A 19,450-nucleotide genomic window follows, 5' to 3' on the forward strand; every position below is an offset into this window, starting at 1 on the left:
GACACGGGTTGGAAGAGCGTGAAAGCGAAGGGGCTCAAGACATTGATGTCATTGGAGGAGGGAGCGTTTCGCGCCTGCTTTGCACATTTCAGGTACGCCGACTGGCTGCATGCCTGCGCGGTGATCAGAGGTTCTGTTTTCCGGAGAATCAGTGCTTTTCAAAAGCAATGCTAATTTATGCATGCTGAAAATTCAGGGGGCATGGCTAACAGCGCGTTAAAACTCGATGACGAAAAGTAGCAATCAGCCAACCCTGTTTGGAACACCCCTTATCTCGCCGTCTCGGAGCCCCCATGACCGATCCAAACTTTAGCGCCGACTTGAAAGACCGCCTGGAATTTGCAGGTCTTGGTGAGGAAGAGCGACGTCACCTTGCCAATCTCCAGCCGATCATCAAGCAGGCCGTGGGAGGTTCGCTTGATGCCTTTTACCACAAGGTCAAAGCCAATCCTCATACAGCGAAGTTCTTCTCCAACGATGGCCACATCGCCCATGCGAAAAGCCGGCAGGCCAATCATTGGGCAGTCATCGCGTCCGGCAAGTACGACGGCGAGTACGTAAACGCCGTCTCTGCCATCGGCCGCGTTCACGCGCGCCTCGGCCTCGAACCACGCTGGTATATCGGCGGCTATGCGATGGTTCTGGACGGCCTTGTCCGCGCGGTGATCAAGGAAGAAATGAAGGGATTTTTCCAGGACAGGAAGGCAAAGGCCCTTTCCGAAAACCTCACGGCCATCATCAAGGCCGCGCTGATCGACATGGATTACAGCATCTCCGTCTACCTGCAGGCGCTGAATGAAGAACGTGAAAAGGCGGAGGCTGAGCGCGAAAAGGCGAAGGCCGAACAGGACACAGCGCTGGCCGCGCTGGACGGGGCGCTGAAGAGCCTTGCCGACGGCGATCTCACGGCGGAACTCTGGCAGGAGCTGGCGCCGCATTTTTCCGCTCTGCGGCAGAATTTCAACTCTTCCGTCGCCGAACTGGATACCGCCATGCGGGAGGTCAATACCTCGGTCGAGCAGGTGCGTGCCGAAGTGGGCGGCATTTCATCTGCTGCCGATAACATGGCCAAACGCACCGAACAGCAGGCATCGGCCCTGGAACAGACCGCGGCGGCGCTCGAAGAGATCACTACGATTGCGACACAGTCCGCCAAACGCACGCGGGAGGTCCAGACGATCGTTCGGGAATCGGCAACGGAGACCGTTCGCTCGGGCGAGGTGGTGGAAGAGGCCGTTGCCGCCATGGGCGACATCGAACAATCTTCCCAGAAAATGACGCAGATCATCGGCGTGATCGACGAAATCGCCTTCCAGACCAATCTGCTCGCCTTGAATGCGGGTGTCGAGGCCGCCCGCGCAGGCGAACAGGGCAAGGGTTTTGCGGTCGTCGCCCAGGAAGTGCGCGAGCTTGCCCAGCGCTCGGCAGCCGCCGCCAAGGAGATCAAGGAACTGATCGACCAGTCCTCGGCCGACGTGCACCGGGGCGTCGATCTCGTCAACCAGACGGGCCAGGCCCTTGTAGGCCTTGGAGGGCGCGTAAAGTCCATCGACGAACATATCAACTCCATCGCGCAGTCGGCGCAGGAGCAGGCGTCGGGCATCAACGAGATCAATTCCGCAATCCGCAGCATGGATCAGATCACCCAGCAGAATGCCGCGCTGATGGAAGAGACCAATGCGACGGCCCAGAGCCTGGTCGGCATCAGCAACCGCCTGGCTTCGCTTGTCGCCCGTTTCAAGACGAAGGGCGCCCGGGACATGCGCGTGGAGCGGCCGCGCCTTCGAGCCTGATCTTCGAAATCCACATGGACCGCCCGGTCCCGGTCGGTTAGTGTCGGCCAATTTCCAAGGGGAGATTGCGCCATGACCGACAAGGACCGACCTTCCTGCATCGCCCATTGGGCCGAAGTCGAAAAGCCGACCGAGGGGCATTATCGGGGCGATGACGAACTGATGGGCTTTGGTGCGGCACTTGCCCGGCATTTCGGCCTGACCCGGCTCGGCATCCATCACGAGCGCCTGCCGCCCGGCCGCCGTTCCTCCTTCCCGCATGCAGAGAGCCTGGAGGAGGAATTCGTCTACGTCATCGAGGGCACGCCGGATGCCTGGCTGGACGGCGAGATCCATCGGCTGAAACCCGGCGACTCCGTCGGCTTTCCAGCGGGCACGGGGGTTGCTCATACTTTCATCAACAACACCGAAGCCGAAGTGCGGCTGCTGGTGGTCGGGGAAGCCAGCAAGCCGGAGAATCGTATTTTCTATCCGAAGAACCTGGACATGAAGCCGATCCGCTCCGACTGGTGGGATGATGCACCGGTACGCCCGCTTGGGAGGCATGACGGCATGCCCGATGCGGTGCGCGCCTGGAAGGCGGCGAAGGAAGCCAGCGATGAGTGACGAGGAAAGGCTGGTGAAGCTCGAGGAGCTTGCCGCCCATCAGGCCAAGGTGATCGAGGAACTGTCCGACCAGGTCGCCGGCCAATGGAAGGCGCTCGAGCAGGCCCGCATCAAGCTCGACCGGTTGATGGAGCGGTTCCTGGAGCTGGAGGAAGCCTCGCGGGAAGCGGCGCCGATCACCAGGCCGCCGCATTACTGAGGCGGTCAGGCGGCCGCGCGGCGGAACCGTTTCAGCGCCACATATTCCCATAGGGCGACGACAAGCAGGATCGTGCTCGCGAGTACCTGCGTGAGGAAATTCGCGATGAAGGGAACGAGCAGGAAGCAGGCGGCAAGCAGGATGATGCCGGTGACGTGCGAATAGGGGACGTAGCGTGAGGCCATGGTCTTCATCAAGGTCGTGCCGCCGAGAAACAGGATAGGGCCGCCGAGCAGTGCAAGAGCATGACTATACGATCCCGTTTCTTCGGGATGCGACAGGCTGAAATCCTCGCCGACCGCCGTCAGGATGATCCCTGCGACGATTGGCAGATGGCCGTAGGTGAAGAGCTGCTGGGCGATGATCTGCGGTTCGGCCGTCTCTTCCGCCTTGTCGGCGGCCCGCTCCTGTCCGTCGTGGAAATAGATCCACCACATGAGCACTGTGGACAGGAATGCGCAGAGCAGGACCAGCGACGTGGCTTCGATCTCCAGATGGCCGGAGGCATTCTTGCCGGTGGTGATGATGGTCTCGCCAAGCGCGATGATGACGAACAACGCGCAACGTTCGGCGAGGTGTTCTCCGCTGATATCAAGCGTTTCCTGAGGCGAGGGACCGAGCCTCGGCAGCCAGTAGCGCAGCACCGGACCGATATATTCGATGGCAAGTGCTGCAATCCACAGGATGACGCGCAGGCGCGGTTCCGAAAGACCGCCGGCGATCCAAAGGACGCTCGACAGAAAGAGCCAGACGGTGATCCTGAGGAGGGTCATGAACGAGGCGGTATCGCCCGCCTGCCGGAAGGCATAGAGCGCGAACAGCGAGCGGCCGATCTGCATGGCCGAATAGGCGAGCGCGAAGGCAAGGCCCATATCGGTAAAGGCGCGGGGAAGCGTGATCGCCAGCACGATGCCGAGGAACATCATGGCAAAGAGCAGCAGCCGGACCGGCGTGATCTCCGTGTTCAGGAGGTTGGTGATCCATGTCGTGTGAATCCAGACCCACCATAGCGCGAAGATGAAGAGAAACGTCTCGGCGGCGATGCCGAACGTGAAATCGGCGGCAAGCGTCTCGGAGAGCTGGATCAGCGCGAACACGAAAACCAGATCGAAGAAGAGCTCCGGAAAGCTCGCCCTGGTGGCTTCCTGGTCGTCCTGCCGAAGCCATTGTTGTCCGCTCTCGGTCATGCGAGCTCCCTGCGCTGGATAACCGAGGTAGATAGGGCGCTGGTCCGGACGCAGGAGGGGCAACCGTGAAAGTCGAAACGATTGACCAATGCCAACGAGGAAGCGCCTGGATATCTGGAGATCGAAAACGCGTTGGAACGGGCCACCAGCACGCTGATGGCGCTCGGTGGTTATGCCTGCAGCTGGGCAAGGCGCGGCCGCCTGCCTCTTTCTGTTCGCGATGGTACTCGCGAGTTCGTCCATCCAGTCGCCGGCATGAACGGAAAACGCCGGCCCTTTGGGGACCGGCGTATTTTCTTCGGCTCGGGCCCCGAACTCAGTTGTCGAAGAATTCCTTCATCCTGGCAAAGAAGCCGGTGGATTCCGGATTGTTCTCCTTCGACGAGAGGGATTCGAATTCCTGCAGGAGTTCGCGCTGCCGCTTGGTGAGCTTTTGCGGCGTCTCGATCTGGATCTGGATGTAGAGATCGCCCGTCTGGCTGGATCTCAACACCGGCATGCCCTTGCCCTTCAGGCGGAACTGCTTGCCGGGCTGCGTGCCTTCCGGCACCGTGACGCGGGATTTCGTTCCGTCGAGCGTCGCCACGTCGAACGTGCCGCCAAGGGCTGCCGTCGTCATGGAGATCGGCACGGCGCAATAAAGGTCCGCCCCGTCCCTTTGGAAGAACTGGTGCGGCTTCACCGACAGGAAGATGTAGAGGTCCCCCGCGGGACCGCCGCGCGTGCCGGCTTCCCCTTCGCCCTGCAGGCGGATGCGGGTGCCGTCTTCGATGCCGGCCGGGATGTTGACCGACAGAGAACGCTCTTCGGTCACGCGGCCCTGGCCGTGGCACTTGGTGCAGGGATCGGTAATCGTCTGGCCGCGGCCGTGGCAGGTCGGGCAGGTGCGTTCGACCGAGAAGAAGCCCTGGCTTGCACGCACGCGGCCCGAGCCCTGGCAGGTGGGGCAGGTCTTCGGCTGCGTGCCGGGTTTGGCGCCCGAACCGGAACAGACATCGCAGGTGATCGAGGTCGGAACCCTGATCTGCGCCGTCTTGCCGGTAAAGGCTTCTTCCAGCGAAATTTCCATATTGTAGCGAAGGTCGGCGCCGCGCTCGCGACCGCCGGCCGAGCGCCGGGCACGCCCGCCGCCCATCATCTCGCCGAAGATGTCTTCGAAGATATCGGAGAAGCCGCCGGCCGAGGAGAAGCCGGCCCCGCCGCCGCCGAAGCCGCCGCCCATTCCGCCCTGCTCGAAGGCGGCATGGCCGAATCGGTCGTAGGCCGCGCGCTTCTGGGGATCCTTCAAGGTCTCGTAGGCCTCGTTGATCTCCTTGAACTTCTTTTCGGCCTCGGCATCATCCGGGTTCTTGTCCGGGTGATACTTCATGGCAAGCTTACGGAAGGCGCTCTTCAGTTCCTTCTCGTCAGCCGTTCTGCCGACACCCAGCGTTTCATAAAAGTCTGCTTTTGCCATGGAGGTAACCGGCTCCGGAAAGGATTCCGGCTGCACGAAGGCAGCCGGATACACTGTCAACTATGGTCGAGGTCTTGCCATCAGGCAACCGGCTATCAGGCGGACTTCTTGTCGTCCTTCACTTCCTCGTAGTCGGCATCGACGACGTCGTCGTCCTTGCCGCCTTCGGAGGAAGCGCCTTCCGCCTGCTGAGCCTCATAGATGGCCTGACCAAGTTTCATGGACACTTCCATCAGGGTCTGCGTCTTCGCCTGGATGTCGTCTGCATCCGGCTCGGAAGCCTCGACGGCAGTCTTCAGGGCAGCGATGGCGTCCTCGATGGCCTTGCGGTCGGTCTCGGAAACCTTGTCGCCGTATTCCGAAAGCGACTTTTCGGTCGAATGGATCAGGCTCTCGGCCTGATTCTTGGCTTCGACCGCGGCGCGGCGCTTCTTGTCGGCTTCGGCGTTCGCTTCGGCGTCCTTGACCATCTTCTCGATCTCGGCGTCGGAGAGACCGCCGGAGGCCTGGATGCGGATCTGCTGCTCCTTCCCGGTGCCCTTGTCCTTGGCGGAAACCTGCACGATGCCGTTGGCGTCGATGTCGAAGGTGACTTCGATCTGCGGCATGCCGCGCGGAGCCGGCGGGAGGCCGACGAGGTCGAACTGGCCGAGCAGCTTGTTGTCGGCGGCCATCTCACGCTCGCCCTGCGACACGCGGATCGTCACGGCCTGCTGGTTGTCCTCGGCGGTCGAGAAGACCTGGGACTTCTTGGTCGGGATCGTCGTATTGCGATCGATCAGGCGGGTGAAGACGCCTCCAAGCGTTTCAATTCCGAGAGACAGCGGGGTCACGTCGAGGAGCAGAACGTCCTTGACGTCGCCCTGCAGAACGCCGGCCTGGATCGCGGCGCCCATGGCGACCACTTCATCCGGGTTGACGCCCTTGTGCGGCTCCTTGCCGAACAGCTGCTTGACGACTTCCTGCACCTTCGGCATGCGGCTCATGCCGCCGACGAGAACCACTTCGTCGATCTCGGCGGCGGTGACGCCGGCATCCTTGAGCGCTGCCTTGCACGGAGCAACGGTCCGCTGGATGAGGTCGTCGACCAGGCTTTCGAACTTGGCGCGGGTGAGCTTCATCGTCAGGTGCTTCGGACCGGAAGCGTCGGCCGTGATGAACGGCAGGTTGATTTCGGTCTGCTGCGAGGACGAGAGCTCGATCTTGGCCTTTTCGGCAGCTTCCTTGAGGCGCTGCAGGGCAAGCTTGTCGTTCTTGAGATCGATGCCGTTGTCCTTCTTGAACTCGGCTGCGAGATATTCGACGAGGCGCATGTCGAAGTCTTCACCACCGAGGAAGGTGTCGCCGTTGGTGGACTTCACTTCGAAGACGCCGTCGCCGATTTCCAGCACGGAAATATCGAAGGTGCCGCCGCCAAGGTCGTAGACGGCGATCGTCTTGCCGTCCTTCTTGTCGAGGCCATAGGCGAGAGCAGCCGCGGTCGGCTCGTTGATGATGCGCAGAACGTCGAGACCGGCGATCTTGCCGGCATCCTTGGTGGCCTGGCGCTGGGCGTCGTTGAAGTAGGCCGGAACGGTGATGACGGCCTTTTCGACCTTCTCGCCGAGATAGGATTCGGCGGTTTCCTTCATCTTCTGAAGAACCATCGCGGAAATCTGCGACGGAGAATACTTCTTGCTCTGGGCTTCGACCCAGGCGTCACCATTGTCGCCCTTGACGATATGATAAGGAACCAGGCCCTTGTCCTTTTCGACGGTCGGGTCTTCGTAGCGGCGGCCGATCAGGCGCTTGACAGCGAAAAGCGTGTTCGTCGGGTTGGTGACTGCCTGGCGCTTTGCCGGCTGGCCGACGAGGCGCTCGCCATCATCGGTGAATGCGACCATGGAGGGCGTGGTGCGTGCGCCTTCAGCGTTTTCGATCACCTTCGCATCCTTGCCGTCCATGATGGCGACGCAGGAATTGGTGGTGCCGAGGTCGATGCCAATTACTTTTGCCATTTCTTCTCTCTCCTTTAAGCGAACCGTCGGAACCCCGTTCAGGCATTCCCTTGACAGTTCCTCGACTGGGATGGTCTTTCAGATTTCGCAGCACCAGCTGCGGTCATGCCGCGTATATAAGGACGGGTTTTTCCGACTGCAAGGCGAGAAATCGCCTGTATCTCAGCAAATATAAGACTTTGCTCCATCCTTTTGCGAGCGCGCTTCACTGGCCCATGAGGATGTCGAAGAGCGTCGTCTGTCGCGGCTGGCCGGTGGAGCCTGTGGCGCCGACCTCACCGGGTGGAACGGGGCCGCCGCCGACTTCCCCGGGTGGAACGGCAGCGGGCGCGTCATAGGGGCCGCGATACTGACGGTAGTCGCGCCCCGGCACATCGGCAGGCGGCACGAGATTGCCATAGGTGGGGTCGTTGTAGGGGGTGCGCTCGACGGAGGCGGAGTCCTGGGCGGGAGGCCTTGGCGCCGGCGGATAATCGGGAGGAAGTTCCTCCTGCGCACGGCGGGCGGATCCGGGAAGGATGCCGGAAATAATGTCTCCGATCGTCGTCGGCTCGGACGCCGGCTGGGCTGCGGGAGGCGGCAGGACAAGCCCGCGGCCGGTGCCGAAGAGCGGCGTCGGCGTATAACCCTTCATCGCCGCCGTCATGTATTCCTTCCAGGCCCTGGCCGGCAAGCCGCCGCCCGTCACCTTCTTCATGTATGCGCCGTCATCGTTGCCGAACCAAACGCCCGTCGTCATGATGCTGGTATAGCCGACGAAAAGCGCGTCACGGAACGATTGGGTCGTGCCGGTCTTGGCGGCGGCCTGCCATCCGTCCAGCCGCGCTGCTCTGCCGGTGCCCTCGTTGATGACGCGATTCATCATGCTGTTCATCGTTGCCGCCACGGGTTCGCTCAAGACGCGCGGCGGATTGGTGTAATCGGCCTCGTACAAAACCTTTCCGTCGGTATCGAGAATGCGTCTGACGATATGCGGGGTCGCCTTGTAGCCGCCGTTCATGAAGGAGGCGTAAGCCGAGGTGAGCTCGACCAGCGACACTTCCGATGTGCCGAGCGCGATTGAGGCATTGGCCTGCAGGTCGGAATCGATCCCCAGCCGATGTGCGAGGCTCACCACGTTCTCCGGTCCGACTTCCATGACGAGCTGCGCGGCAATCGTATTGAGCGACTGCGCAAGCGCCGACGCCAGCGTGACATCACCGCGATATTTCTCGTCGAAGTTCTCAGGCGTCCATTTGCCGATCTTCACCGGCGCGTCGTTGCGGATGGAGTCCGGCCGGGCGCCTGCCTCCAGTGCCGCGGCATAGACAAAGGGCTTGAAGGCCGAGCCCGGCTGGCGCTTCGCCTTGACCGCGCGGTTGAACTGGCTTTCCGCATAATCCCGGCCGCCGACCAGCGCGCGGATCGCGCCCGTCGCATCGACGGAAACGAGGGCCGCCTGCGATGCGTTGAGCTTGCCGCCTTCCTTCTTCAGGACATCGTTCAATGCCTTCTCGGCGGCTTCTTCAAGCCTGAGGTCGACCGTGGTCTCCACGACAATGTCGACCTTCGGTTCACCGATCAGGCCCTTCACTTCGTCGACGACCATGTCGGCTGCATAGTGCTGCGCGCCGGACCAGTAGCTTTTCGCCTTGGCCGGCGGTTGCGACATGGCGGTTTTGAGGTCGCTGTCGGTGATATACCCTTCTTCGCGCATGGCGCCGAGCACGACCTGGGCACGGGCTTCCGCTGCCTGCGGATCGCGGGCAGGCGACAGGCGGGAAGGCGCTTTGAGAAGGCCGGCGAGCGTCGCGGCTTCGCCGAGATTCACGTCGCGGGCGGATTTGTTGAAATAGCGCCGGGAGGCTGCTTCCACGCCGTAGGCATTCGAACCGAAGAAGACGCGGTTCAGATACATGGCAAGAATCTGGTCCTTGCTGAACTTGTGCTCCAGCCAGAACGAGAGCAGCACTTCCTGTATCTTGCGCTCGAAAGTGCGCTCCGGCGACAGGAAAAGGTTTTTGGCGAGCTGCTGAGTGATGGTCGAACCGCCCTGGATCGGCTGGCCCGTCAGGTTGTTGACAAGCGCGCGCGCAAGGCCGAACGGATCGACGCCGAAATGCGAATAAAAGCGCCTGTCCTCGATGGCGATTACCGCCTGCGGCAGGTAGGGCGACATTTCCTCGAGCGCTAGCGCCTCGCCGCCGGTCGAACCGCGGTTGGCGATGACGGAGCCGTCGATCGCCGTGATCTTCATGTTCGGTGGACGGTCCGGGATCGACCATGTGCTGGCGGCCGGCATCTGTGCCCCATAATAAAGGACAAGCCCGCCGACGCCTATGCCGCCCCAGATCGCAAGTACGATGCACCAGTAGACGAGGGAACGCAGTGGGCCGAAGAAGCCGCCGCCTCCCCGGCGTTGAGACGCCTTCCTGCGGGAGAGGCGAGGACGTTCCGGGCGCTCGGCGCGGTCGTCTTCTCTTTCCGCTTTCGGCGGACGTCTGACAGGCCGTCCCGTGCCCACCATGCGCTCGTCCGCGTCGAGACGGATATCGTCACGCGCCCGCGGGCCCTCGAAGGACGGTTCAACGCGCCTGTCTGATCTGCCTCTGGCTGCCATGATGAGCCGGCGTACCCCCGTTACTCGCCTGTCAAAACAGGCCGTTACTCGATTGTCCGATCGCCCGGGCCTTCGCTGGACTCTAAATGCGGCGATTTAAGGAGGGGTAAAGGAAGGTTCTTTCACCACTCCAGCCATGAGAAGCTTGACATCGGTTCCGATTTATGAGAACAAAAAGAGAACAAAGGAGTTGCCGCAAAGGAAATCAAGGATGACCAGAGCCGAACAGGTGATTGAGCGCGCCATGGCCGCCGTTGCGGCATCCCGGGCAATCCGCGAGGCGGAGGCGGAGCGTCGGCGCGAGATATTCCAGAAGATTCAGGTCGCCAGCCAGCGTAAACCGAATATTCCGAAAGGTATCCAGCTTCCACTGGACCTGCATTGAGGCATCCGGGAGTTGTTTCCGGGTGGAGGTTCGGAGTTTTACTTCCCTCACCTTAAAAAAGCCGCTTCTGTATGGAAGATGCGGGCAGGGTCCGTGTTGTGATGGACTCCGCCCTGGAGGAGGGGAGGAAATGCACAAGATCGTCGAGGCGGTCGTCCGCAAAGGGGACGAGTTTGTTCCCGTTGGGCTTGTCAGTATCAGGCAGGCCCTTGAGATGCCCGAAAAGCCACCGTTTGAATTCAGCCATCCGGCTTATGAAGCCGGAAAGACGAATATATTCGTGAACCGCGAAACTCTTTCGAAATTGATGTAATTGGCCCGGCGTGAGCGACGGAGCAGGGAAAATGGCAGGATAATGGCACTCGAAGACGAAAATTCGTGATTTCGGGTTCATTGCATTGCGGGGTAACCTGCTCTCGCAACCACAGCGAAAGGAGAATGACATGAAGACATTTCTCGTAATCGCCGCAGTGCTTGGTCTGTCGTCATCCGCAGCCCTTGCGGAATGCCCCAACCATAATGTGACGGCCTCCGCGAAGGTGGACAGGGAGGTTACCACGGCGAGCATCGCAATTCCGGCAACGGGCGCGCACAATGAACAGGCTGCGGTGCTGAAGCGCCAGCAGGCCGAAGGACAGAAGACCGAAGCCACCGAATAGTCGCGGCCCGCGCCGGCCCCCCGCACGGCGCGGGTTCATCGTGCTTGCAGGAGAAACCGGCCGTCCCGCCCGGGTGCCGTCTCCATAAGGAGATGGCCATGGGCAAAAGCCTCTCGATGCCGGCTTGACGCAAGCAGGGCCGCAGAGCATGTCGCGCGCAAAAGTGTGCAGCAGTTTGCGATAACGATATGCGGAAACAGGGAGCTGAAGCGGGTCAAGCGAATCTGGAAGATCGCGGCGTGCTCTAGGTGGAAATCCCTACGCGTCTACCCTAATAATCTACCCCTCTTTAATTGTTGTTGCCAATTTATTAGGAAAGTCTCACGTTAGGCGGCCTCCGGTCGGAGACCTTGTCGCTCCTCGGGTGGCGGCAAGTTCGACGCAAGTCTGTCGCAAAAAGCCGCCGATGATCGTCTCCGGTTTTCTTGCGAAACAGGCCGAAGGGATATGTTTGCCGATCGGACGAGATGTAGCGAGGTCCTATGTCTGCACATTCGATGTCTACACAAATGATCCGCAAGCCTGTCAATCCGGATCAGCTCAACCTGCTGCAGCAGGTTTTTGACCAGGCCTGCGCTGAGCACCGGATCGACAAGACCAGCCCCGACGCCGAAGCGCTCGCGCTGATCCTCGTGAACTCCCTGCAAAAAGGCTCGGATGACAAGGAAAAGCTGGCGGCATTAGCCGAGGCCCTGGCCAAAAGCCGGTAGGCTCTTTTCCTGAAAAGAGGAACCTATCCGGCCTTCCGCAGTTGACCGATCTCTCGATCAACCCACAAGGAGGCCGGTATGGCAGAGCCAGTCAGAAATAGGTCGTCTTTCGACCACGAGCCCAGCGAAGACTTCGGCAACGAGATTGCAACCCTGCGCTCCGAGATCGCCAGCCTGCGCGAGCTTTTCGCTGAAAAGACCGGCATGGCCTACGGCAAGATCGCAGAACGTGCCAGCGGTGCGGCAAGTTACGTCCAGCACGAGGCCTCTTCGGTCGCAGGCACGATCAGGGAACATCCTGCCGCCACGACCACCCTCTTTACTCTGATCGGCGCGATCGGCTTTGCGATCGGTTATGTCGTCGCGACCGCCGCGGCCGACAGCAAACAGGCGTGGTACCGTCGTTATATCAACGACCGCTTCTAGCAAAAGAGGAAGTCGTTTCCGGATGGCAGGTGCGGAAAGACCGGAAACTGAAAGCGTGGCCCGTGACGCGGCGCGCTTTCAGGAGGTTGCTTCGCCGTTCGATGCCGGGTCCTGGCTGACATCGACCCAGATTGCTCCGGTCAGGTCCGCCATTTGGTCCGGGCCGATGCGGACGGCGGCGTTGATCGCGCCCGCCGCCGGCACGACTTCGGAAAATTTTCGGAGCGAGACGTCGCAATAGACCGGCACCGGCGTTGCAAGTCCGAACGGGCAGACGCCGCCGACCGGATGGCTGGTGATCGCCATGACCTCTTCGCTGCCGAGCATCCGCGGCTTTGCGCCGAAACGATCCCGGAATTTCCGGTTGTCGAGCCGGCTTGTGCCTGACATGACGACAAGCGCCGTCGATTCGCCCGCGCGCACGCAGATCGTCTTGGCGATCTGTTCAGGTGCCACGCCATGGGCTTCGGCAGCAAGCGCCACCGTGGCGGAACTTTCCTCGGTGACGATGACTTCGATATCGGGAGCGCGGGTGGCGAAGAAGGCGCGGACGGATTCGAGACTCATGAGCGAAACATGGCCCAGGAAAAGGCGTATCGCAAGCAAGGAAGAAAGCTATGCAATTCTTGCATTGCTGCGGTGCAAAATTTTGGCTGTTTTTTGAGCTTCAATCCTGTATAACCAAATCATCGACGGGCGCACTCCTCCTCCCAAGCGCCCACGATGGGACCAGCAACACCTCCTCCTCCCGGTTGTTGGTCAGTTTCAGAAGCCCGGCGCACCTCCTCCCGCGCCGGGCTTTCTGCTTTTGGCGAAGCTGACGGCTTCTTATTTCAAGACATCTGCAAGTGTCAGCCGGCCTTGACGCGTGCCGCTGCGGGCACTAAATCCTCGACTATCGATATTTGTTTGATAGCCAGCACTTGGCTCATTTGCCTCGCCTGCGACGATCTCTCCTTCAAATACGAAACTTTCAACGTTCCTATGCGCCTAGGCGCGGAATAGTCGGTCATTTGCAAGAGAAAGGCATCGTTATGGCGACCGGTACTGTAAAGTGGTTCAACGCAACCAAGGGCTATGGCTTCATTCAGCCGGACGACGGTTCGCAGGACGTCTTCGTTCATATCTCCGCTGTGGAGCGCGCTGGCCTCGGTCAGCTCAAGGACGGGCAGAAGCTCTCCTACGAACTCGTCAGCGACAAGCGTTCGGGCAAGGTTTCGGCGGATCGCCTCCAGGCGGCCTGATCAGCGCGACAACCGACGCTTTTCGAAAGGCCGGCTTGTCCGGCCTTTTTTGATGTTTCCAGTTCGTCTCTTGCAGAAGCTGATGATCATCCCCATCTGTTGCTCAACAGCATTTCCGACGCACCGCATGGTCGGGGCTTGAGAAGGCCTGTCGATGATGTGTGTAACGGCAAATACGGGCGACCGTGCCGTCTCTAAAATGGTTTTCATGTCCGCGTTAACGGAATGTTTTCCATTTGGCGAGACGATGACCGCTGGAGCCGGAGTGATCTTACTGAAGATCGCAAGCGGCCGCGTCGGAAATGCTTGCCCCCATTTCGAGTGACCACGGATGTACTGGCACCGGTGAATGGGGTGGAAAGGTCGGGCTCGCCCGGCCTTTTTGTTTTTCAGACCCTGCCGCTTCCGCGGCAGGGTCTTTTCATGTCTTCGGAGTTACTTCGCAAGCGCTTCGATGATGCGCGCCCAGGAGCGGATGCCCTTGTGGAAGGACTTCAGGTCGTATTTCTCGTTCGGCGAATGAATTCGGTCGTCGCTGAGGCCGAAGCCGACGAGCAGTGACTCCATGCCGAGCATCTTCTGGAAATCCCCGACGATCGGGATCGAGCCGCCGACGCCGACGACGAGCGCCGGCTTCGCCCATTCTTCCGTAAGGGCGGTTTTGGCCTTGGTCAGCACAGGAGAATCATAGGCGAGCTGGATTGCCGGCGAACCGCCATGTTTCAGGAATTCCACCGAGCAATCGGCCGGGATCTTCGAGCGAACATAAGCGCGGAAGCTCTCGCGGATCTTTTCCGGGTCCTGTCCACTGACGAGGCGGCAGGAGACCTTTGCCGATGCCTTCGAGGCGATGACGGTCTTGAACCCCTGACCCTCGTAGCCCCCACTGATGCCGTTGATCTCGCAGGTCGGCCGCGCCCAGAGGAGCTCGAGCAGCGAACGACCCTTTTCGCCGGCGAGTTCGGAAAGACCGACTTCGCCGAGGAAATCGCTGCGGCTGTTGCCCAGCGCTTCCCATGACGACTTGATGTTGGAGGGAGTTTCTTCGACGCCGTCGTAGAAGCCTTCGAGCGTCACGCGACCGGTTTCGTCATGCAGGCCGCCGAGGATCTTCGAGAGAATCTGGATGGGGTTGGCTGCTGCGCCGCCATACATACCGGAATGCAGGTCGCGATTGGCGGCGGTGATGATGACTTCCTCGCCGACCAGGCCGCGCAGCGAGGCTGTAATTGCCGGTGTATCCGCGTCCCACATACCGGTATCACAGACGAGCGCGTAGTCGGCCTTCAGCTCGTCGGCATGAGCTTCGAGGAAAGGCTTCAATGAGGGCGAGCCCGATTCTTCTTCCCCTTCGAAAAGCACGGTAACCCGCACCGGCAGGTTGCCGTGCACGTCCTTGTAGGCGCGGCAGGCCTCCACGAAGGTCAGGAGCTGGCCTTTGTCATCGGAAACGCCGCGACCGGTGACGATCTTGCGGCCGTTGCCGAGGTCCTTGACCTTAGGGTCGAAGGGGTCGTCTTCCCAGAGCTCGATCGGGTCGACCGGCTGCACGTCGTAATGGCCGTAGAAGAGCACGTGCGGCGCATCGGTCCTCGCGCCCGGATGATGGCCGACGACCATGGGATGACCGCTCGTATCGCGCACAGAGGCTTCGAAACCGATATTTTCAAGCTCCGCCATCAGCCATTCGGCCGCCTTGCGACAATCGTCCTTGAAAGCGGGATCGGTGGAGATCGACCGGATGCGGACAAGGCCGAACAGGCGTTCGAGGCTGGCTGTAAGGTTCTGGTCGGCGCGGTCGAGAACGGAGGAAAGATCAGTCATGAAGAGATCCTGTCTTTGAAATGTGAGACCCTGAAGCCTCTCGGAAGCGGGTCTCTTGGAAAACGTGTCAATCGTTACGGCGTCCGACTGTGTTAGCAAGCCTCCGCGGGTCGGCACAATGGCAAAGAGGAAAACTGCGGCCACAGATGGGAAGCCTGCCGGGAGAGGCTAAGGTTTCCGCGCGTTCTCGACGATCATTCGCATGTACTCGATCATCAGCTCCCGTTCGAAGCGCTTGAAGCCGGAAAAAAGGGCGGCATCCGCTTCGGCTGCAGCTTCCACGGCCTGGACCTCGAGATCGCGGCCAAGCTGGGTGAGTGTGATGATCTGCGCCCGGCGATCACCGGGGTGGGGCGCGCGCTGGATGAGCCTATCCCGTTCCATCCGCGAAAGCGTATTCGCAAGCGTCGCCTGCTCCACGTCCAGCCTGTCAAGGAGTTGCTTCTGGGTAAGCCCGTCCTCCTGCCAGAGTTCGAGCAGGACGGGGAATTGGCCCGGGGAGAACCCCAGTGCCATCGACCGGCTCTGCAGGGAGCGTGCAAAACCCTTGGCCAATTGACTGGCCAGATAGGTGGCAGAATGCCGACGGTCGAATGTCATAATCTAGGTCTCCATCCCCTCCCTTGATGCGCCCTTCGAGATGTAAATCCTACAGATATATCGCACGCCATGCTTTCGCCAAGCCTGTGCGAAGACATGCAGGATGACAAGTTTTTCGTTCTCAGGAAAATGAAAAACCGCCATGGCCGGGAGGGGACAGCCATGGCGGTTCTGATGGAGGGGCAAAGACCCGGAGAGGGGGATAGGTCTTTGCCCGGTCTGGTGCGGCGGGGGACAGGCCGGCTGCCAGACTGCGGCGTGATCAATCGCCGGTACACATGAGATGTGAGGCTGAATGCGGCTTTTCAAGGGAACCGTCTATTACAAATCAGTAACGTTCGGGTGAGGATCGGAAGCCGGGCGACAGGCGAAGTTTTCATGGACGGATGAAATGCCTCACGCTATTCCTTTGGCCCATGAAAAAAGGCGATCATCTTTTCCTTGTCGACGGTTCCGGCTTCATCTTCCGTGCGTTCCACGCGTTGCCGCCGCTCACTCGTAAATCCGACGGCCTGCCGGTCGGCGCCGTCTCCGGCTTCTGTAACATGCTCTGGAAGCTGCTGACCGATGCGCGTGACACATCCGTCGGTGTGACGCCGACGCACTTCGCGGTCATCTTCGATTATTCCGCGAAGACCTTCCGCAAGGACATCTATGACGCCTATAAAGCCAACCGGCAGGCGCCGCCTGAAGAGCTCATCCCGCAATTCGGGCTGATTCGCGAGGCCACCCGCGCCTTCAACCTGCCTTGCATCGAGACGGAAGGTTTCGAGGCGGACGACATCATCGCCACCTACGCGCGTCAGGCCGAGGCGATCGGAGCCGACGTGACGGTCGTCTCCTCAGACAAGGACCTGATGCAGCTCGTGACGCCGATGGTCCACATGTATGACAGCATGAAGGACAAGCAGATCGGCATTCCGGACGTCATCGAGAAATGGGGTGTGCCGCCGGAAAAGATGATCGACCTCCAGGCCCTGGTCGGCGATTCGGTGGACAACGTGCCGGGTATTCCGGGCATCGGTCCGAAGACGGCCGCACAGCTTCTCGAGGAATTCGGCGATCTCGATACGCTGCTTGCCCGTGCCGGCGAGATCAAGCAGGTGAAACGGCGGGAAAACATCGTTGCCAATGCCGACCAGGCGCGCTTGTCGCGCCAGCTCGTGTCACTCAGGACCGACGTGCCGCTCGACCTGGCCCTCCATGCGCTGGTGCTGGAGCCGCAGAACGGCCCGAAGCTGATCGCCTTCCTAAAGGCCATGGAGTTCACCACGCTGACCCGGCGCGTGGCGGCGGCCTGCGATTGCAATGCCGAGGAGATCGAACCGGCCGTCCTGAAGATCGAATGGGGAGAGAGGGCCCGCGGACCGGATCTCGATGCCGGGGTTCCGGCGAAAGCGCCGATCGATACCGGCGAGGCCGCGGCCGAAGCGCCGGCGAGTCTCCCCAAGGCGGCCATCGCAAAGGGTGTCGGGGCTGCAACGCCCGCCGAACTGGCGCAGGCCCGCATCGAGGTTTTTGCCAAGGCCAAGCTCGACCCGAGTTGCTATGTGACGGTCCGCGATGTCGAGGTGCTCGACGACTGGATCCGGGCGGCGCAGGAGACAGGCCTCGTCGGCTTCGATACGGAAACCACTTCCCTTGATCCGATGCAGGCGGAACTCGTCGGCTTCTCGCTGGCAATCGCCGACAATACCGATAATCCGACCGGCCTTGCCGTTCGTGCGGCCTATGTGCCGCTGATCCACAAGACGGGAGTGGGTGACCTGCTCGGCGGAGGACTTGCGGAGAACCAGATTCCGACATCCGAGGCGCTTGCCCGCCTGAAACCGCTGCTTGAAGATCCATCGGTCCTCAAAGTTGCCCAGAACCTGAAGTTCGATTATCTGGTGATGAAGCGCCACGGCATCACGGTCGAAAGCTACGACGACACGATGCTGATGTCCTATGTCTTGGAGGCCGGCAAGGCCAACCACGGCATGGACGCGCTTTCGGAACGCTGGCTGAACCACAAGCCGATTGCCTTCAAGGATGTCGCCGGCAGCGGCAAGTCGGGCGTGACTTTTGACTATGTCGACATCGACAAGGCGACAGCCTATGCGGCGGAAGATGCCGATGTGACGCTGCGCCTCTGGATGGTCTTGAAGCCGCAACTGGCTGCCATGGGTCTGACCACCGTCTACGAACGGCTGGAACGGCCGCTGGTCGAAGTCCTGGCGCGCATGGAAGAGCGCGGCATCACGATCGACCGGCAGATCCTCTCGCGCCTTTCCGGCGAGCTTGCCCAGAAGGCGGCTGCTTTCGAAGACGAAATCTATCAGCTCGCGGGCGAGAAGTTCACCATCGGCTCGCCGAAGCAACTCGGTGATATCCTGTTCGGCAAGATGGGCCTGCCGGGCGGAGCCAAGACCAAGACCGGCCAATGGTCGACGTCGGCGAGCGTGTTGGAAGACCTTGCGGCTACAGGCCATGAACTGCCGCGCAAGATCGTCGACTGGCGGCAGCTCACCAAGCTGAAGTCCACCTATACGGATGCGCTGCCGGGCTATGTCCATCCCGAGACGAAACGGGTCCATACCTGTTATTCGCTGGCGTCCACCACGACCGGGCGCCTTTCGTCCTCCGAGCCGAACCTGCAGAACATCCCGGTACGCACGGCGGAAGGACGAAAAATCCGCACGGCGTTCATCTCGACGCCCGGCCACAAGCTCGTCTCGGCCGACTACAGCCAGATCGAGCTGCGCGTGCTCGCCCATGTCGCCGATATTCCGCAATTGCGGCAAGCCTTTTCAGACGGTATCGACATCCATGCCATGACCGCGTCCGAAATGTTCGGCGTGCCGGTGGAAGGCATGCCGAGCGAGGTTCGCCGCCGCGCCAAGGCGATCAATTTCGGCATCATCTATGGCATTTCCGCCTTCGGGCTTGCCAACCAGCTCGGCATCGAACGTTCGGAAGCGGGCGACTACATCAAGAGATATTTCGAGCGCTTCCCGGGCATCCGCGACTATATGGAGAGCACCAAGAGTTTTGCGCGAGAGAACGGCTATGTGGAGACGATCTTCGGCCGCCGAGCGCATTATCCGGAGATCAAGTCCTCCAATCCCTCCGTGCGGGCATTCAACGAACGGGCATCGATCAACGCTCCGATCCAGGGTTCGGCAGCGGATATCATCCGCCGCGCCATGGTGAAGATGGAGCACGCGCTCGCGAAAGCGGGCCTGTCGGCGCGCATGCTCCTGCAGGTGCACGACGAATTGATCTTCGAAGTCGAGGATGAGGAGATTGAACGGACGCTGCCGGTGATCATTTCGACCATGGAGCAGGCGGCCATGCCGGCGATTGCCATGAAAGTGCCGCTGAAGGTGGATGCGCGTGCGGCGGGCAACTGGGACGAGGCTCACTGAGACGATTGGGCTCAGTGCTCGCGCGGAGAATCCGGGTAGAGGGAGAGGAGTGCCGTCGAAAGCAGTTGGTCGGCATAGGAACGGGCGGAAAGCCGTGCGTCCGCTGTCATTCCCATTTCGTCGCACCTCTGGCGCACGGTCTCCAGCACCAGACTGGCAATGCCGCGGGCATGCCCGACATCGGCATCTTCAGACGTGTCCATGGCCAATGCCAGCGCGGTCATGGAGAGGATTTCGAGAACGACGACACGCGCCTCAAGGTCGGTTGCCGCTCCGGCACGTCGCTGTCCGTCAATCGGTTTGGTCTGATCCATGCTTTGCCCTTTCGCCCACGGGAAAGCAAATAGAGCCATGCGGA

At 60.9% G+C, this 19,450-nt stretch carries 18 protein-coding genes; 10 read left to right on the forward strand and 8 right to left on the reverse strand.

Annotated elements, in window-relative coordinates:
* Positions 1-293: 293 nt before the first annotated feature.
* The 3 genes from QEO92_RS25675 to QEO92_RS25685 all read left to right on the forward strand — a co-directional run bounded on the left by QEO92_RS25675 (position 294) and on the right by QEO92_RS25685 (position 2,598).
* The gene (locus tag QEO92_RS25675) at positions 294-1,793 is read left to right on the forward strand and encodes a globin-coupled sensor protein (protein WP_227704906.1); all 1,500 of its coding nucleotides are present in this window, start codon (positions 294-296) and stop codon (positions 1,791-1,793) included.
* Positions 1,794-1,865: 72 nt separating this feature from the next.
* Positions 1,866-2,399, forward strand: a complete 534-nt coding sequence (locus tag QEO92_RS25680; RefSeq protein ID WP_037151596.1) for a cupin domain-containing protein — start codon at positions 1,866-1,868, stop codon at positions 2,397-2,399.
* Positions 2,392-2,598 (forward strand): SlyX family protein, encoded by a 207-nt coding sequence (locus QEO92_RS25685; protein ID WP_227704907.1) that lies wholly within the window; start codon positions 2,392-2,394, stop codon positions 2,596-2,598. Before QEO92_RS25680 ends, QEO92_RS25685 begins: the two co-directional genes overlap by 8 nt.
* A gap of 5 nt (positions 2,599-2,603) precedes the next feature.
* Here the strand turns inward: QEO92_RS25685 and QEO92_RS25690 are convergent, their stop codons facing one another.
* From QEO92_RS25690 to QEO92_RS25705, 4 genes are all read right to left on the reverse strand, one after another.
* Complete coding sequence (locus QEO92_RS25690; protein ID WP_037151591.1) at positions 2,604-3,785, reverse strand: low temperature requirement protein A; 1,182 nt, start codon at positions 3,783-3,785, stop codon at positions 2,604-2,606.
* Positions 3,786-4,101: 316 nt separating this feature from the next.
* Positions 4,102-5,241: a molecular chaperone DnaJ gene (gene dnaJ / locus QEO92_RS25695; RefSeq protein WP_037151876.1), complete on the reverse strand. Its 1,140-nt coding sequence runs from the start codon at positions 5,239-5,241 to the stop codon at positions 4,102-4,104.
* Between the two features lie 95 nt (positions 5,242-5,336).
* A complete protein-coding gene (gene dnaK / locus QEO92_RS25700) occupies positions 5,337-7,238 on the reverse strand; it encodes a molecular chaperone DnaK (protein WP_227704908.1) in 1,902 nt (633 codons plus the stop codon).
* Positions 7,239-7,443: 205 nt separating this feature from the next.
* Positions 7,444-9,837 carry a transglycosylase domain-containing protein gene (locus QEO92_RS25705; protein WP_227704909.1) on the reverse strand — a complete coding sequence of 798 codons (2,394 nt, stop codon included), beginning with the start codon at positions 9,835-9,837 and terminating at the stop codon, positions 7,444-7,446.
* Between the two features lie 211 nt (positions 9,838-10,048).
* Here QEO92_RS25705 and QEO92_RS25710 point away from each other — a divergent pair, with 211 nt between their 5' ends.
* The 5 genes from QEO92_RS25710 to QEO92_RS25730 all read left to right on the forward strand — a co-directional run bounded on the left by QEO92_RS25710 (position 10,049) and on the right by QEO92_RS25730 (position 12,017).
* Positions 10,049-10,222, forward strand: a complete 174-nt coding sequence (locus QEO92_RS25710) for a hypothetical protein (RefSeq protein WP_210050373.1) — start codon at positions 10,049-10,051, stop codon at positions 10,220-10,222.
* A 130-nt stretch (positions 10,223-10,352) separates the two neighbouring features.
* Positions 10,353-10,535, forward strand: a complete 183-nt coding sequence (locus tag QEO92_RS25715) for a hypothetical protein (RefSeq protein ID WP_227704910.1) — start codon at positions 10,353-10,355, stop codon at positions 10,533-10,535.
* 130 nt (positions 10,536-10,665) lie between these two features.
* Positions 10,666-10,881 carry a hypothetical protein gene (locus tag QEO92_RS25720; RefSeq protein ID WP_227704911.1) on the forward strand — a complete coding sequence of 72 codons (216 nt, stop codon included), beginning with the start codon at positions 10,666-10,668 and terminating at the stop codon, positions 10,879-10,881.
* 509 nt (positions 10,882-11,390) lie between these two features.
* Positions 11,391-11,591 carry a hypothetical protein gene (locus QEO92_RS25725; protein WP_037151578.1) on the forward strand — a complete coding sequence of 67 codons (201 nt, stop codon included), beginning with the start codon at positions 11,391-11,393 and terminating at the stop codon, positions 11,589-11,591.
* Between the two features lie 78 nt (positions 11,592-11,669).
* Complete coding sequence (locus tag QEO92_RS25730; RefSeq protein ID WP_037151575.1) at positions 11,670-12,017, forward strand: hypothetical protein; 348 nt, start codon at positions 11,670-11,672, stop codon at positions 12,015-12,017.
* Positions 12,018-12,095: 78 nt separating this feature from the next.
* Here QEO92_RS25730 and QEO92_RS25735 read toward each other — a convergent pair whose 3' ends face one another.
* A complete protein-coding gene (locus QEO92_RS25735) occupies positions 12,096-12,584 on the reverse strand; it encodes a YbaK/EbsC family protein (protein ID WP_227704912.1) in 489 nt (162 codons plus the stop codon).
* 467 nt (positions 12,585-13,051) lie between these two features.
* On the opposite strand from QEO92_RS25735, the gene QEO92_RS25740 reads away from it, so the two are divergent.
* Positions 13,052-13,261 (forward strand): cold-shock protein, encoded by a 210-nt coding sequence (locus tag QEO92_RS25740; RefSeq protein WP_037151572.1) that lies wholly within the window; start codon positions 13,052-13,054, stop codon positions 13,259-13,261.
* Between the two features lie 435 nt (positions 13,262-13,696).
* Here the strand turns inward: QEO92_RS25740 and QEO92_RS25745 are convergent, their stop codons facing one another.
* Together QEO92_RS25745 and QEO92_RS25750 are read right to left on the reverse strand one after the other, a co-directional pair.
* Positions 13,697-15,085, reverse strand: a complete 1,389-nt coding sequence (locus QEO92_RS25745; protein ID WP_227704913.1) for a dipeptidase — start codon at positions 15,083-15,085, stop codon at positions 13,697-13,699.
* A gap of 168 nt (positions 15,086-15,253) precedes the next feature.
* Positions 15,254-15,685, reverse strand: coding sequence for a MarR family winged helix-turn-helix transcriptional regulator (locus QEO92_RS25750; protein ID WP_037151567.1), 432 nt, complete (start codon positions 15,683-15,685; stop codon positions 15,254-15,256).
* Positions 15,686-16,101: 416 nt separating this feature from the next.
* Here QEO92_RS25750 and polA point away from each other — a divergent pair, with 416 nt between their 5' ends.
* A complete protein-coding gene (polA, locus tag QEO92_RS25755) occupies positions 16,102-19,092 on the forward strand; it encodes a DNA polymerase I (RefSeq protein ID WP_227704914.1) in 2,991 nt (996 codons plus the stop codon).
* 11 nt (positions 19,093-19,103) lie between these two features.
* On the opposite strand, the gene QEO92_RS25760 is transcribed toward polA, so the two are convergent.
* Complete coding sequence (locus QEO92_RS25760; RefSeq protein WP_037151559.1) at positions 19,104-19,406, reverse strand: hypothetical protein; 303 nt, start codon at positions 19,404-19,406, stop codon at positions 19,104-19,106.
* Between the last annotated feature and the right edge of the window lie 44 nt (positions 19,407-19,450).

This window comes from Neorhizobium petrolearium (genome assembly GCF_029854435.1).
GTDB classification, from domain to species: domain Bacteria; phylum Pseudomonadota; class Alphaproteobacteria; order Rhizobiales; family Rhizobiaceae; genus Neorhizobium; species Neorhizobium petrolearium.